Here is a 14,540-nt window from a genome sequence, read left to right on the forward strand (position 1 = left end):
GAGTGAGTCATGCGCGTTCTAGCCGCCAACCTTCAGGACGATTTCCGCGTCAAAGCCTACGCCGGCACCAATGGCGTGCTGTTGGCCATGGACCTGGCCGAACACCGGCGCAAAGGCCTCTTGGGTTTCGCCATCGAAAAGCAGCAAGGCCCAAAGCCCTGGCTGTTCCTGTTCAACAGCCTGACCTTCCCCGGCAAGGTGCATACCTTTCCCCAGTTTCACGCCACCCCCAGCGATATCGCGCCATTACAGAAATTTCGCTGGGCCGATTACGCGGTCAATCCGGGGATGACGATCCATTACCGAGTCCACCTGGCCTACGGCAGCGTTGATGCGCCGCAACTGGGTGAGTTCCTGGAAGTGACGGTCACCTCCGACAATGGGCAGCCGAATAATCAAAGCGTGATCTTCAATCGCGCAGTGGCTGCCAGCCAGGCGTTCCAGCGCAAGTTTCCCGAGCTCGACGCGCTGATCAGCGCCAACAAGAACCTGCCCATCGAAGCCTGGCCGGATATCCCGCGGCAATGGCTGGAAAACGGTTTGCTCGGACGTTTGCTGGGGTTTATCGGGCGTGCGGTGGATGGCCAGTGGGCGCTGGACATTGCCATCTACGAGTATGAATTGCAGGCCATTGTCGATGCGGTCAATGCCGCGTTCGAACGGGGGGTGAACGTTCGAGTCCTGTATCACGCTCAACCGGGCGATGAAGACACCGCCATGAACGAGGCCAGCCTGGAGAAAATTCCGGCAGAGAACAAGCGCGGGCGAGTCACCCATAACATCTTCCACAACAAGTTCATGGTGCTGAGTCGGCTCGACGCGGCAGGGCAGCGTCAGCCGGAGGCGGTGCTTTGCGGCAGCACCAATTTCACGCCCAACGGTGTTTACCGCCAGGCCAACGTGGTGCATGTGCTGGACGACACGCGCATCAGCGTCAGCTATCTGCACACCTTCGAGCAGGTCTGGGCTCACCCGGCGGATGTCGATGCCACCCGAAACTGGCTCACGCAAAACAACCCGATGGATTCGCTGCAGCCGATGTTCGCCGGCTTCTCACCCCGCTCGGGCCAAGGGGATCTGCAAGCGTTTGTCGAGATCATCAACGCGGCGAGAAAAGACGTGCTGTTCGTCACCGCATTCGCTTTGCCCGACGACATCCTGAACGCCTTGCTCGGCTTGCCCCACGACGACATTTTGCGTTACGGCCTGCAAAACACCGCCAGCCGTATCACCGGTTTCCACGCCGACCGTACCGCCGAATTCGCCGCCACCGCGCTGCTCAACACCGGGCTGGAAGGCTGGCTTCGAGAGAACATGAAAGGTCAGAAGGGCAACCTGCTGGTGCACACCAAAGCCGTGGTGACGGACTTCACCAGCGATGCGCCGACGATTATCAGCGGCAGCCACAACCTCAGTGCCGCGGCCAGTAATGGCAATGACGAAAACTACCTGATCATTCGCGGCGATACCGATCTGGCAGACCGTTATGGCCTGGAACTGCTGCGGTTCTACGAGCATTACCGCTTTCGCTACTTCGCCCGGAAACTCGCGCTCAAGCAGGTCCAGCCGTTGGCGGCGGATGACAGCTGGACCGATGACTATTACCTCGACGGGGATTTGCGCCAGCTATCCAGATTGCGTTTCTCCGGACGGTAAACACACTTGCAGCGAAAACTTCCCTTGTGGGAGTGAGCCTGCTCGCGATAGCGGTGTGTCAGGCGACATCAATATTGACTGGTCGGGCGCTATCGCGAGCAGGCTCGCTCCCACATTGGATCTTCATCAATTTGATCACTTGGTTTCCATCGCCTGCCGATACTGGCGAGTCCGCCGGGCGATGTACACGCGGTCGAGAATCAACGCCCATAGCGCCGAAACATCGGGGCGGGTCTTGCGCCCACGGCTCAGGCGATTGAGCTGGAATTTCACGACGGCCATGCTCGCCAGTGCTGCCAAAGGTTTGCGTTTCCAGCGAATCGGCGGCAGTTGCGGGTGACTGTTCTGACCTTCGCGCCAGCGTTTGACCAGTTGAGGTTCAATCGCCAGTGCTGTGCCGATTCCAGCCATGGCGATGCCGCTGTCGAGCACCTGTTCGACGATCGCCAGGCGTCGAATCCCGCCGGTCACCATCACAGGCATGTTCGCCACACTGGCCAGCTCACCGGCCATTTCCAGAAAGTACGCTTCACGCGCCAGGGTCCGACCATCCCGGGCCTCGCCTTGCATGGCCGGGGCTTCGTAGCTGCCGCCGGAGAGTTCCAGCAGATCGATTGATTGATCGTTGAGCCACTGAATCACTTGCCGGGCATCGTCGGCATCGAAGCCGCCGCGCTGGAAATCCGCGGAGTTGAGCTTCACCGCCACACAAAATGTCGGCGACACGGATTTGCGCACGGCGCTGACCACCGCCAACAACAAGCGCGCGCGATTTTCCAGGGAACCACCCCAGCGGTCGGTTCGGCGGTTGGTCAAGGGCGAGAGGAACTGGCTGATCAGATAACCGTGCGCAGCATGAATCTGCACCCCGGTGAAACCGGCCTTTTCCGCCAGGGCCGCGCTGGTGGCGAAGCGTTGGATGACGTCTTCGATGTCGTGCTCGCTCATGGGCTTGGGCTCGGCAAACATCTTCGAGAATGCGCCCAGGTCCAGCGCCACTGCCGAAGGCGCCAACACTTGCTGGCCGAGATTGGCCATGGTCTGACGGCCGGGATGATTGAGCTGCATCCAGAACTGCGCGCCTCCGGCCCGACCGATGCTGGCCCACTGGCGAAAGCGTTCAAGGTGCCGCTCATCTTCCAGCACCACGCCACCGGGGCCGGTCATGGCGCGGCGGTCGATCATCACGTTGCCGGTCAGCAACAGGCCGGTTTCGCCTTCGGCCCACGCCTGATACAGCCGGAACAAGGCCTCTGCAGGTGCCTGCCCGCTGTCAGCGAGGTTCTCTTCCATCGCAGCTTTGGCGATGCGGTTGCCGATGGTCTGGCCGTTGGGCAAATTCAACGCTTGGAAGGGCGACATACTTGACTCCTCATCAGTGATGAGTAGAGGCTAAGCTTAAAGTTAACTTTAATGTCAAGCAGGCAAATGAGGCTGAGATGAAGATTGGTGAATTGGCGCAGTTAAGCGGGTTGAACGCTTCGCGCATACGGTTTTACGAGGCTCAGGGTTTGATTCGGCAGGTGGAACGCCGGGCCAACGGTTACCGGCATTACCCCGACCAAGCGTTGCAAACCCTGAAAATCATCCTTTGCGCCCAGCAGGCCGGGTTCAGCCTGGAAGAGTTGAAACAGTTGTTACCGGACAGTGCGACCGGTGAGTTCAAGCAAGACGAATTGCTCGCGGGTCTTACGCGCAAAGTCGAACAGATCGAAGAGATGCAGCTGCACCTGGCGCAGAGCAAGGCGCAGCTGTTGGAGGTGATCGACAATATTCAGGCGCGACCCGAGGGCATGGGCTGCGAAGCGAATGCCCAGCGGGTATTGGCGTCGTTCAAGCCTTAGCGCCGAGGGCTGCAGTCGAGGGGGCAGGGATCGGATTGCGCATCAGCGTGCCCACCACCAGCGCACCCAGTAATGCCAACAACCCCGCGACCCACAGCAACAGACTGAAACCACCGACAAAGGCTTGCCGGGCCAACGGTTCGACCACCGTGCGCGCGGTTTCCGGCAACAGGCCCATCGCCGCCGTCATGTCACCGGCCACCACCCGCGAGGCGATGCCCTGGGTTTGGCCGAGCCATTGCGCACCTTGTGCCGTCAGGCTCGTACGCAACAACAGCTCGGTATGACTGGACAGCAACGCGCCGAACACGCCGATGGCCAGCACGATTGCGCTGAAGCGCATGGTGGTGCTCATACCTGAAGCCATGCCGGTGCGCTCCCGTGGCACGCAGGCCATGATGTTCTTTTGCGTATCACCGTTGAGCAGCCCGGCACCGGCGCCGGTCACGGCAATCGCCAGGGCGAAGGGCAGATAACCGCCGCTGCTGACCGCCCAGGCGCTGAGCAGATTGCCGCTGCCGACCAGGGTCAAACCGGCGGCCATCAACGTGGCGGGGGTAAATCGACTCGCCAGACGTACGCCGATGCGCGGGCAAATCAGCATGGTCAGGGCAAACGGCAACATCCCCAGCCCTGAAGCGATGGCCGAAAAACCCAGGCCGTTTTGCAGGTAGAACGGCAGCAGGGTCATCATCACCTGGGCGCAACCGGCATAGGCAAACATGCCCAATAGCGCGCCGATGAAACGCGGATGCTTGAACAGTTGCAGGTCGACCATCGGCCGCCGCTGCATCCGTTCAATCACCACGAACAGCCCCAGCAACAAGGCGCCACCGATCAGCCGAACGTAGGTCAGCGGGTTGCTCCAGCCAATCCGGTTCGCCTCGATCAGGCCCCAGATCAGGCACAGCAAACTCGCACTGAACGCCAGGCTGCCCCAGGGATCGAGGCGTGCGGACTGAGTGTCGCGGGACTCCGGCACGGCGCGCCAGACCATCACCATCAGGAACAATCCGACGGGCAGGTTCAGGTAGAAAATCCAGCGCCAGCCCATGTATTCGGTGATCAGCCCGCCGACCGTCGGCGCGGCTGTCATCGCCACCCCCATGCACGCGCCCCAGAACGCCCAGGCCTTGGCCCGTTCCACTTCGTCGTGAAACGTGTGGCCAATGGAGGCGAGGGCCGAGGTCAGCAGCAAGGCCGCGCCGACACCCTTGATCGCCCGGGCGATGTCGAGGAACAGCGCATTGGGCGCGGCACCGCAACCGATGGACGCGAGGATGAAAATGGCCAGCCCGCAGAGCAAGGTTTTCTGCCGGCCGAAGCGGTCGGCGATGCTGCCAGCCGGCAATAAAAGAGCGGCGAAGGCCAGCATGTAAGCGCTGACCACCCATTCGATGTCGGCAAAGTTAGCGCCCAGGTCCCGGGCGATCGTAGGCAGGGTGACGGCGACAATGTTGGTGTCGAGGACGATCAGCGAGCAAACGCCTGAGGCTGTGAGTAATGTCAGGCGCGGGCTAACCTTGGGTTTGACGGGCATGGCAGCGTTTCTCTACTGTAAAAGTCAGTGCAGCTTATCTCCGGTCGCTACGTTCCTTGTTAGGTACGCCTTGTCACTTCATTACCTTTGAGCTAACGCACCGATGGATATTCGCCATTTTCGCTATTTCCTCGCCGTTGCCCGGCAAGGCAACTTCACCCGCGCCGCCGAACAACTCGGTATCGCACCGCCGACCTTGACCCGACAGATCCAGGACATGGAGAACGAACTCGGCACGCGATTGTTCGTGCGTCAGACACGTGAAGTCAGCCTGACCGAGGCCGGCGCTGCGCTGTTGATCGAGGCCGAGGCGACGGTGCGGCAATTCGAATACGCTCAGTTCAACGCCCAGCGTGCCGGGCGCGGGGATATTGGCCATATCGAACTGGGGTACGTGGCGTCGGCGGTGTATTCGGGCTTGCTGCAGAAACAGGTGCAAGCCTTCGGTCGCGAGTGTCCTGACGTCAGCCTGAACGTACGGGAAAGTCCCATGGCGTCATTGCCGATGATGGTGGTCGAGGGGCGTTTCGATATTGGCTATGTCCGCTCACCCATGACCTTGCCAGAGGGCCTCGAAGCCATTCGCCTGGACGCAGAAGGCTTTGTGCTGGCGCTGCCGACCGAGTCCTGGCTGTGCCGACTGCCAGAGATTGGTCCGGAACATTTGCAGAACGAGACGTTCATCCTGCCGGAGCAAATCAGCGGCACCTTGCAAGTCGCCGCCGAGGGTGGATTCGCGCCGAAACTGGGGGCACAACCGGGTGGGTTGGTGGCGGTCATTGCGTTGGTGTCGTTGGGGCAGGGCGTTGCAGTTGTGCCCCAATCAGTGGTGGGTCACGTGGGTTTGCCCGGCGTGGTGTACCGGGCAATCAAAGGTTGCGAGGCGAGTTCGTGGTTGTCTTTGATTTATCGGCGATTCGAGAAGTCCGCGGCGGTAATCAGGTACATCGAGCAAGTCAAAAATCGCTAAGCGCAAAAGCGATCCTTCAAACACTGGAAATGGCACCGACTAACCGTAAACCCGCCGATTCAACTGCCGGGTTGCGCGAGGCACAGTGCACAACCTTCGCAGGGTCTGGCGCAACCACGCCAGATCGTGGACCGGTTTGCGCTTCACCGTTGCCGGTTTCACCTTGCCAATGTGTCTGGCGAAGTCCTCCTGCAAGGTTTGCTCAGTGCCGATTCCCTTGAGCTTCTTCAGCAACTTCCCCTCCTTGTAAAACAGCACGGTGGGTGTGCCGGTGACGTCCGGGTGGCGGGGGGATTCGCTGGTATTGAGCATGTAGATCTGCGCGTGATGCCGATATGGCTCAGCGATCTGGCGAAACACCGGTCCGGCCATTTCGCAGGCGGGACAGTGTTGGCTGCCGAAGTACAGAATCACCGGGCGCCAGGTTTTCAGGGCCTTGCGGTAGACCGGGGCCAGTGCTTTGCGAGCGATTTTCGAGCTCATTGAAATCTCCTTTTCACAACGGCCATTGACGGTCCATCGACGGTAAAGGAAGGCGCTGGGAAGGGTCTACTGTCAGAAATAACAGGTAGGTAGGTTTTCCTACGTAACCTTGGATACTCCTTACCGTGTTACAGGACCGACCCGACAGGAAACACGGAAAGCCGGAAGCGTGTGGCGTGATACTTTTTGTTCACTTCTCAGGGAACAACTTCATGACACATATCGTGCTTTCGCAAGTGGTGGCCAGCATTTCTGAATTGAAAAAAAATCCGATGGGAACGGTCGCTGCCGGCGGTGGCTTGTCTGTTGCGATCCTTAACCGCAATGAGCCGGCTTTCTATTGTGTTCCCGCAAAAGAGTACGAAGCCATGATGAATCGCCTGGATGACTTGGAGTTGCTTGCCCTTTGTAAAGAGAGGGAAAACGATCCAACCATAAAGGTTTCGATTGATGACCTATGAGCTGGAGTTTTCAGAAAAAGCCTGGAAAGAATGGAAAAAAAATCTCGGAGTAAACCTGAAGGACCAGTTCAAAAGGAAACTTCGGGAGCGTCTTGTAAACCCGCGCGTTCCCGCTGACCGATTCAGCAGCGCCGCACCGAATTAGCCCATCAAAACTCCAACTGTGAACCAGGTACCCGCACTTTGTAGCCAACGGTAGCGGTCGTTCACCTGTGCGTTTCGTAACGTCGGTGTTGTATTTTTTTCCATCCGTTTGATTCAAAACACTTTTCAATCTCCCCTACATTCCTCCCACATCCTGTGGCACACTTTCTGCTGTCTATTCCGTTGTTACATACCAATATCCGGTATAGCGGAATAAACATCACCCTGGAGTGCTTGCCATGCATCGCCGACCTTCCTTGTTTAAAGCGTGTGTTTTTGTTTTCGCGGCTTCGGCTGCTGTCATGGGCGTGGCCCAGGCGGCGGACAGCAAGCTCGATAGCGTGCTGGCCCGCGGGAAACTGATTGTGGGCACGGGCAGTACCAATGCGCCGTGGCACTTCCAGGGAGCGGATGGCAAGTTGCAGGGTTTTGATATCGATATCGCGCGGATGGTGGCGAAAGGGTTGTTTAACGACCCAAGCAAAGTCGAGTTCGTGGTGCAGTCGTCCGATGCACGGATTCCCAACCTGCTGACCGACAAGGTCGACATGAGCTGTCAGTTCATTACCGTCACCGCCAGCCGTGCCCAGCAAGTGGCGTTCACGCTGCCGTACTACCGCGAAGGTGTCGGCCTGCTGTTGCCGGCCAACAGCAAGTACAAGGAAATTGAAGACCTGAAAGCCGCCGGCGACAGCGTCACCGTGGCGGTGCTGCAGAACGTGTACGCCGAAGAACTGGTGCATCAGGCCTTGCCCAAAGCCAAGGTCGATCAGTACGACAGCGTGGACCTGATGTATCAGGCAGTGAACTCCGGCCGTGCCGACGCCGCTGCCACCGATCAATCTTCGGTGAAGTACCTGATGGTGCAGAACCAGGGGCGCTATCGCAGCCCGGCTTATGCCTGGAGCCCGCAAACCTACGCGTGCGCGGTCAAACGCGGCGACCAGGACTGGTTGAACTTCGTCAATACCGTCTTGCATGAAGGCATGACCGGCGTTGAATTCCCGACCTACGCGGCTTCCTTCAAGCAGTGGTTCGGTGTCGATCTGCCGACGCCAGCCATCGGTTTCCCCGTCGAATTCAAATGATCCCGTGAGAGCGGGGCGGTCATCAATCGCCCCGTTCAAGGTACCGCTGACCATGAACTATCAGTTGAATTTTGCCGCCGTGTGGCGCGATTTCGACACCTTGCTGGCGGGGCTCGGTCTGGGCCTCGAACTGGCGCTGGTGTCGATCGCCATCGGCTGCGTGATCGGCCTGCTGATGGCGTTTGCTTTGTTGTCGAAGCACCGCGCGTTGCGGGTGCTGGCGTCGGTGTATGTGACGGTGATCCGTAACACGCCGATTCTGGTGTTGATTCTGTTGATCTACTTTGCCTTGCCCAGTCTGGGCATTCGTCTGGACAAGATCCCGTCGTTCATCATCACCTTGTCGCTGTATGCCGGGGCCTATCTGACCGAAGTGTTCCGCGGCGGGCTGTTGAGCATTCCCAAGGGGCAGCGCGAAGCCGGGTTGGCAATCGGTCTGGGCGAGTGGCAGGTCAAGGCGTACGTCACCGTGCCGGTGATGCTGCGTAATGTGCTGCCGGCCTTGTCGAACAACTTCATTTCGCTGTTCAAGGACACCTCGCTGGCCGCGGCGATTGCCGTGCCGGAGCTGACCTATTACGCGCGCAAGATCAATGTCGAGAGCTACCGGGTGATTGAAACCTGGCTGGTGACCACAGCGCTCTATGTGGCGGCCTGTTACCTCATTGCCATGATGCTGCGTTACCTCGAGCAGCGTCTGGCGATTCGCCGATAGGAGGCCCACATGTACGAATCCCCCAGTTGGTTGCATGAGTTGTGGGTTGCCCGGGAAGTGCTGTGGCAAGGCTTTTTGACCAGTGTGCAGGTCTCGGCCCTGGCGATTCTGCTGGGCACGATAGTCGGCATCGTCGCCGGCCTGGTGCTGACCTACGGCAAGTTCTGGATGCGCGCTCCGTTTCGGTTTTACGTCGACATCATTCGCGGCACGCCGGTGTTTGTATTAGTGCTGGCCTGCTTCTATATGGCGCCAGCGCTGGGCTGGCAGATCAGTGCGTTTCAGGCTGGTGCGTTGGGGCTGACGCTGTTTTGCGGCTCCCACGTCGCCGAGATTGTGCGCGGCGCGTTGCAAGCGTTGCCCAGTGGTCAGATGGAAGCGAGCAAGGCCATCGGCCTGACGTTTTATCAAGCACTCGGTTACGTGTTGTTGCCTCAGGCGTTGCGGCAGATCTTGCCGACCTGGGTCAACTCGTCCACCGAGATCGTCAAGGCTTCGACGCTGTTGTCGGTGATCGGTGTCGCTGAGTTGTTGCTCAGCACGCAACAGATCATCGCCCGGACTTTCATGACCCTCGAGTTTTACCTGTTCGCCGGATTGCTGTTTTTCGTCATCAACTACGCCATCGAATTACTCGGCCGGCACATTGAAAAGCGGGTGGCCTTGCCATGACTCAACCTCAACTCTCTAACGCAAAAGACGCCAACGCTCAAAACGATCAGCCCTTGCTGGACATTCGCGGGTTGCACAAAAAGTACGGCCAACTCGAAGTGCTCAAGGGTGTGGACCTGACAATGCAGCGCGGCAACGTCGTGACGTTGATCGGTTCCAGCGGTTCGGGCAAGACCACGCTGCTGCGCTGCGTGAACATGCTCGAAGAGTTCCAGGGCGGGCAGATCATGCTCGATGGCGAGTCCATCGGTTATGACGAGGTCAACGGCAAGCGCGTGCGTCACCCGGAAAAAGTCATCGCCCGGCATCGGGCCATGACCGGCATGGCGTTCCAGCAGTTCAACCTGTTTCCGCACCTCACGGCGTTGCAGAACGTCACCCTCGGCTTGCTCAAGGTCAAAAAGCTGCACAAGGATGAAGCGGTGGCCCTGGCGGAAAAATGGCTGGAACGGGTCGGCTTGCTGGAACGTCGCGATCACTTCCCCGGTCAGTTGTCCGGTGGTCAGCAGCAGCGTGTGGCGATTGCCCGGGCGATTGCGATGAACCCGAGCCTGATGCTGTTCGACGAAGTCACTTCGGCCCTCGATCCGGAACTGGTGGGCGAAGTGCTGAGTGTGATCAAAGGCCTGGCCGAGGACGGCATGACCATGCTGTTGGTGACCCACGAAATGCGGTTTGCGTTTGAAGTCTCGGACAAGATCGTTTTCATGAATCAGGGGCGGATCGAAGAGCAGGGGCCACCCAAGGAACTGTTCGAACGCCCGCAATCACCGCGTCTGGCGGAGTTTCTCAAGAACACGCGGTTCTGATTTCTTTTCAAAAGCATTTTCACTTTTCAATCAGGAGAAACACTCATGAGCATTACTCGTTACGGCACCGGCAGCACCGCCGGTGGCGGCCAGCCCCGTCCTTTCGCCCGCGCCGTTGAAGCCGATGGCTGGCTGCATGTGTCTGGGCAAGTACCGGCGCTGGATGGCGAAATCATTGTGGGTGGCATCGTCGAACAGACTCACCAGACCATGAAGAATTTGATCGCGATTCTCGAAGAGGCGGGTTATGGCCTCGAAGATGTAGTGCGCACCGGTGTGTGGCTGGAAGACCCGCGGGATTTCTGGAGTTTCAACAAGGTGTTCTCCGAATACTTCAAAAGCGAACACGCCCCGGCCCGAGCCTGTGTGCAGGCGAACATGATGGTCGATTGCAAGGTCGAGATCGATTGCATCGCGTACAAGAAAAAGGCCTGAACCGCGGTGACTTCATCGCTAGCAGGCTAGCTCCCACAGGGAAACGCATTCCAAATGTGGGAGCTAGCCTGCTAGCGATGGCGGCCTAACGGTCGCCGCTGCACTCTGGTTAAACTCCCGGCACTTTTATGGGAACCAATGAAATGACCGAAGACACCATCAAGCGCCGGGCTCGCGGTCTGGACCGGGCGTTCGATATCCTCGATTTCCTCAAGGAAGTCGGCAAGCCCCTGCGCCCGAACGAAATCGCCAGCGGCATCGGCAGCCCGAAATCCACGGTCTACGAATTGGTTGCCTCGCTGCTGGAGCGACGGATTCTGGAGGCCGTGGGCAAGGACGGTCACGTCTACCTCGGCCGTCAGCTGTACTTCCTCGGGCAGGCACATTTACGCCATTTCGACCTGACCCGCGAGGCTGATCATGCCTTGCAGGAGATCGTCAGCCAGACCCGCGAAACCGCGCAGATGTGCCTGCTCAACGGACGAAAATACACCGTGGCTTTGATGAAAGAGGGCGAGCGGCATTTCCGCATTTCCTCGGACATCGGCGAGAACGCGCCGATCCCCTGGACCGCTTCCGGGCGCCTGTTGCTGGCGCACTTGAGCGACCAGGAAATCGTCGACCTGATCGACCACGACGATTTCATCCTGCCCAATGGCGAGCGTCTGCCGCTGGAGCAATTTCTCCAGGAGATTCGTCAGGCAGCTATCGATGGCTTCTTCTCCTTCGATAGCGTTGCGGACACCTTTACCCATTGCTTCGCCGCCCCGGTCAAAGACCCGAACGGCGTGGCCATTGCGACCCTGTGCATCGTCGCCCCACGGGCCGATGCCAAGAACAATTACAACGACTACCGCCGGGTGCTGATTGACAGTGCCAATAGCCTGGCCCGTCGCATCAACGAATAACAGCGGCTGCCTGCGGCCGCGAATGTGAGGAGTTCGACCATGTTTTCTGCCAAAAATACTGCCACCGTGGAAAAGGGCTTTGCCCACACAGGCGCCAATCTGGTGCGTGACGTCAGCCTGCCTGCGCTGGTGCTGCACCGCGAAGCCCTGGAACACAACATTCGCTGGATGCAGGACTTTGTCAGCAACAGCGGCGCTGAACTGGCGCCCCACGGCAAAACCAGCATGACCCCGGCGCTGTTTCGCCGCCAACTGGACGCCGGTGCCTGGGGCATTACCCTGGCCAGCGCCACGCAAACCCGCGCGGCTTACGCCCATGGCGTGCATCGGGTGCTGATGGCGAACCAATTGGTCGGCACGCCGAACATGGCGTTGATCGCCGATCTGCTGACGGACCCGGCTTTCGACTTCCATTGCATGGTCGATCACCCGGACAACGTCGCTGACCTCGGCGCGTATTTCGCCTCCCGCGGTGTGCGCTTGAACGTGATGATCGAGTACGGCGTGGTTGGCGGTCGTTGCGGTTGCCGCACGGAAGACGAAGTGGTCGCGCTGGCCAAAGCCATTGCGGCACAACCGGCCCTGGCGCTGACCGGGATCGAAGGCTACGAAGGGGTGATTCACGGCGATCACGCGGTGAGCGGCATCCGTGCGTTCGCTGATTCTCTGGTGCGCCTGGCCGTGCAATTGCAGGACAGCGGCGCGTTCGCCATTCCCAAGCCGATCATCACTGCGTCGGGTTCGGCCTGGTATGACCTGATCGCTGAGTCCTTCGAAACGCAGAACGCCGGCGGGCGTTTCCTCAGCGTGCTGCGTCCCGGCAGCTACGTAGCTCACGACCATGGCATCTACAAAGAAGCGCAATGCTGCGTGCTCGACCGCCGCAGCGACCTGCACGAAGGCCTGCGCCCGGCGCTGGAAGTCTGGGCTCACGTGCAGTCGTTGCCGGAACCGGGTTTTGCGGTGATCGCCCTGGGTAAACGCGACGTGGCCTACGACGCCGGGTTGCCGGTGCCGCTGTTGCGTTACAAGGCGGGCGTGGTGCCGGCGAAGGGCGACGATGTCAGCGCCTGCAAGGTCACGGCAGTGATGGACCAGCATGCGTTCATGACCGTGGCGCCGGGAGTCGAGTTGCGGGTGGGGGACATTATTTCCTTTGGTACTTCGCACCCGTGCCTGACGTTCGACAAGTGGCGTATCGGGTGTCTGGTGGATGAGCAGCTGAATGTCATCGAAACCATGGAAACCTGTTTCTAAGGTTTAGACCGAGGCGCGGCCTTCGCGAGCAAGCCCGCTCCCACACTGGATCTCCGGTGTTCACAAGACCCCTGTGGGAGCGGGCTTGCTCGCGAAGACGTCCGGCCAGACACCACCGAAACACCAGAGACACCACATCAATGAACACCATCAGCACCCTCGGCCCCAACACCCCGCGCATCGCCCTGATCGGCGAATGCATGATCGAGTTGCAGCAACGCGCCGACGGCAGCCTGCAACAGAGTTTCGGCGGCGATACCTTGAACACGGCGGTCTACCTGTCCCGGGAGCTGGGTGAGGGCGGCACGGTGGATTACGTCACCGCCCTGGGTGACGACAGTTTCAGCGATGCCATGTGCCAGAGCTGGGCCGACGAAAACATCGGGCTGGGCATGGTCCAGCGCTTGCCCGGCCGCTTGCCCGGCTTGTATTGCATCCAGACTGACGCTGCCGGCGAGCGGCGCTTTCTCTACTGGCGTAACGAAGCGGCAGTCCGCGATTGTTTCACCACCCCGGCCGCCGCGCCGATCCTGGCGGCACTGCCGGATTACGATGTGCTGTATTTCAGCGGCATCACCCTGGCGGTGCTCGGCGCGCAAGGTCGGGAAAAGTTACTGGAAACCCTGATCGAAGCCCGGCAGCGGGATGCGCGGATCGTGTTCGACAACAACTACCGGCCACGTTTGTGGACGTCGATCGAGGACGCGCGAGCGGCCTATCGCAGCGTTCTGCCCTATGTCGACCTCGCGTTGCTGACCGTTGATGACGAGCAGGCGCTGTTTGATTTTTCCGATTGCAAGGCGGTGTTTGCCGCTTACGAGCAGATGGGCACGCCTGAAGTGGTACTCAAGCGTGGCGCCGAGGCGTGTCTGATTCGTTGTGATGGCGAGTCGTTTGAAGTGCCAGCGCAGGTGGTCGAGCGGGTGGTGGACACCACGGCGGCGGGGGATTCGTTCAGCGCGGCGTATTTGGCCAGTCGCCTGAAAGGAGGCAGCCCGGTTGAGGCGGCTGAAGCAGGGCATCGGTTGGCGAGTCGGGTGATTCAGGTGCCGGGGGCGCTGATCCCAAGAACATGATGCAATCTCTATGGTGAGGAGATTCTGTGATGAGGGGATTCTGTGGTGAGGGGATTTATCCCCGTTGGGTCGCGCAGCGGCCCCAAAAAATGGGACTGCTGCGCGGTCCAACGGGGATAAATCCCCTCGCCACAGGGCCCTCAGCCAAACCCCTCAATCCCGGTAAAACACCTGCACCAGGTGATAGCCAAACTTGCTCTTAATCGGTCCATGCACCACGCGCAACGGTTTTTTGAAAATCACTGCATCGATGACGCCGACCATCTGTCCGGGCCGCACTTCGCCCAGGTCGCCGCCGCGCTTGCCGGACGGGCAGGTGGAATACTTCTTGGCCAGCACATCGAAGGCTTCGCCCTTGGCGATGCGTTGTTTGAGCTGTTCGGCTTCTTCTGAGGTTTTCACCAGAATATGGCGGGCTTGAGCTTTCATGGGCGGTACCTTGCAACGGTGGTGGCTATGTGGGTGCCAGCGTGGGGCGCGCG

Annotated in this window: 16 protein-coding genes and 1 pseudogene; 13 read left to right on the top strand and 4 right to left on the bottom strand. The window is 59.7% G+C overall.

What is annotated here, in order from left to right; translation table 11 throughout:
* The first annotated feature begins 9 nt into the window (after nt 1–9).
* Entirely contained in the window at nt 10–1,656 is a 1,647-nt protein-coding gene (locus tag IB252_RS07900) for a phospholipase D-like domain-containing protein (protein WP_192407974.1), read from the top strand.
* A 135-nt stretch (nt 1,657–1,791) separates the two neighbouring features.
* Here IB252_RS07900 and IB252_RS07905 read toward each other — a convergent pair whose 3' ends face one another.
* Nucleotides 1,792–3,018 (bottom strand): NADH:flavin oxidoreductase/NADH oxidase family protein, encoded by a 1,227-nt coding sequence (locus IB252_RS07905; protein ID WP_192407976.1) that lies wholly within the window; start codon nt 3,016–3,018, stop codon nt 1,792–1,794.
* A gap of 77 nt (nt 3,019–3,095) precedes the next feature.
* On the opposite strand from IB252_RS07905, the gene IB252_RS07910 reads away from it, so the two are divergent.
* Entirely contained in the window at nt 3,096–3,500 is a 405-nt protein-coding gene (locus IB252_RS07910; protein ID WP_192407978.1) for a MerR family transcriptional regulator, read from the top strand.
* Here the strand turns inward: IB252_RS07910 and IB252_RS07915 are convergent.
* Nucleotides 3,490–5,040, bottom strand: coding sequence for an MFS transporter (locus tag IB252_RS07915; RefSeq protein ID WP_192407980.1), 1,551 nt, complete (start codon nt 5,038–5,040; stop codon nt 3,490–3,492). The genes IB252_RS07910 and IB252_RS07915 overlap by 11 nt on opposite strands.
* A 103-nt stretch (nt 5,041–5,143) precedes the next feature.
* Here IB252_RS07915 and IB252_RS07920 point away from each other — a divergent pair, with 103 nt between their 5' ends.
* Nucleotides 5,144–6,010, top strand: coding sequence for a LysR family transcriptional regulator (locus IB252_RS07920; protein ID WP_192407982.1), 867 nt, complete (start codon nt 5,144–5,146; stop codon nt 6,008–6,010).
* Nucleotides 6,011–6,049: 39 nt separating this feature from the next.
* On the opposite strand, the gene IB252_RS07925 is transcribed toward IB252_RS07920, so the two are convergent.
* Nucleotides 6,050–6,493: a thioredoxin family protein gene (locus tag IB252_RS07925; RefSeq protein ID WP_192407984.1), complete on the bottom strand. Its 444-nt coding sequence runs from the start codon at nt 6,491–6,493 to the stop codon at nt 6,050–6,052.
* Nucleotides 6,494–6,705: 212 nt separating this feature from the next.
* On the opposite strand from IB252_RS07925, the gene IB252_RS07930 reads away from it, so the two are divergent.
* The 10 genes and pseudogenes from IB252_RS07930 to IB252_RS07975 all read left to right on the top strand — a co-directional run bounded on the left by IB252_RS07930 (nt 6,706) and on the right by IB252_RS07975 (nt 14,058).
* Nucleotides 6,706–6,954 carry a type II toxin-antitoxin system Phd/YefM family antitoxin gene (locus IB252_RS07930; RefSeq protein WP_095129765.1) on the top strand — a complete coding sequence of 83 codons (249 nt, stop codon included), beginning with the start codon at nt 6,706–6,708 and terminating at the stop codon, nt 6,952–6,954.
* A pseudogene (locus IB252_RS07935) lies at nt 6,944–7,081 on the top strand (type II toxin-antitoxin system RelE family toxin); the annotation flags it as partial. The gene IB252_RS07930 and the pseudogene IB252_RS07935, both read left to right, overlap by 11 nt.
* Before the next feature lie 256 nt (nt 7,082–7,337).
* Nucleotides 7,338–8,186, top strand: a complete 849-nt coding sequence (locus IB252_RS07940) for a transporter substrate-binding domain-containing protein (RefSeq protein ID WP_192407986.1) — start codon at nt 7,338–7,340, stop codon at nt 8,184–8,186.
* A gap of 52 nt (nt 8,187–8,238) precedes the next feature.
* Nucleotides 8,239–8,901, top strand: coding sequence for an amino acid ABC transporter permease (locus IB252_RS07945; RefSeq protein ID WP_007941741.1), 663 nt, complete (start codon nt 8,239–8,241; stop codon nt 8,899–8,901).
* 9 nt (nt 8,902–8,910) lie between these two features.
* On the top strand, nt 8,911–9,573 hold the full coding sequence (locus IB252_RS07950) for an amino acid ABC transporter permease (protein ID WP_192407988.1): 663 nt from the start codon (nt 8,911–8,913) through the stop codon (nt 9,571–9,573).
* A complete protein-coding gene (locus IB252_RS07955) occupies nt 9,570–10,382 on the top strand; it encodes an amino acid ABC transporter ATP-binding protein (RefSeq protein ID WP_008150948.1) in 813 nt (270 codons plus the stop codon). Before IB252_RS07950 ends, IB252_RS07955 begins: the two co-directional genes overlap by 4 nt.
* A 45-nt stretch (nt 10,383–10,427) precedes the next feature.
* Nucleotides 10,428–10,817 (top strand): RidA family protein, encoded by a 390-nt coding sequence (locus IB252_RS07960; protein WP_007898265.1) that lies wholly within the window; start codon nt 10,428–10,430, stop codon nt 10,815–10,817.
* A 143-nt stretch (nt 10,818–10,960) separates the two neighbouring features.
* Nucleotides 10,961–11,725 (top strand): IclR family transcriptional regulator, encoded by a 765-nt coding sequence (locus tag IB252_RS07965; RefSeq protein ID WP_111449815.1) that lies wholly within the window; start codon nt 10,961–10,963, stop codon nt 11,723–11,725.
* A gap of 39 nt (nt 11,726–11,764) precedes the next feature.
* Nucleotides 11,765–12,982, top strand: coding sequence for an amino acid deaminase (locus IB252_RS07970; RefSeq protein ID WP_192407990.1), 1,218 nt, complete (start codon nt 11,765–11,767; stop codon nt 12,980–12,982).
* Between the two features lie 140 nt (nt 12,983–13,122).
* Nucleotides 13,123–14,058, top strand: a complete 936-nt coding sequence (locus IB252_RS07975) for a sugar kinase (RefSeq protein WP_192407993.1) — start codon at nt 13,123–13,125, stop codon at nt 14,056–14,058.
* A gap of 153 nt (nt 14,059–14,211) precedes the next feature.
* Here the strand turns inward: IB252_RS07975 and IB252_RS07980 are convergent, their stop codons facing one another.
* Nucleotides 14,212–14,487 (bottom strand): peptidylprolyl isomerase, encoded by a 276-nt coding sequence (locus tag IB252_RS07980; RefSeq protein ID WP_007898282.1) that lies wholly within the window; start codon nt 14,485–14,487, stop codon nt 14,212–14,214.
* Nucleotides 14,488–14,540: the final 53 nt, after the last annotated feature.

Source organism: Pseudomonas sp. PDM10 (assembly GCF_014852295.1).
Taxonomy (GTDB): domain Bacteria; phylum Pseudomonadota; class Gammaproteobacteria; order Pseudomonadales; family Pseudomonadaceae; genus Aquipseudomonas.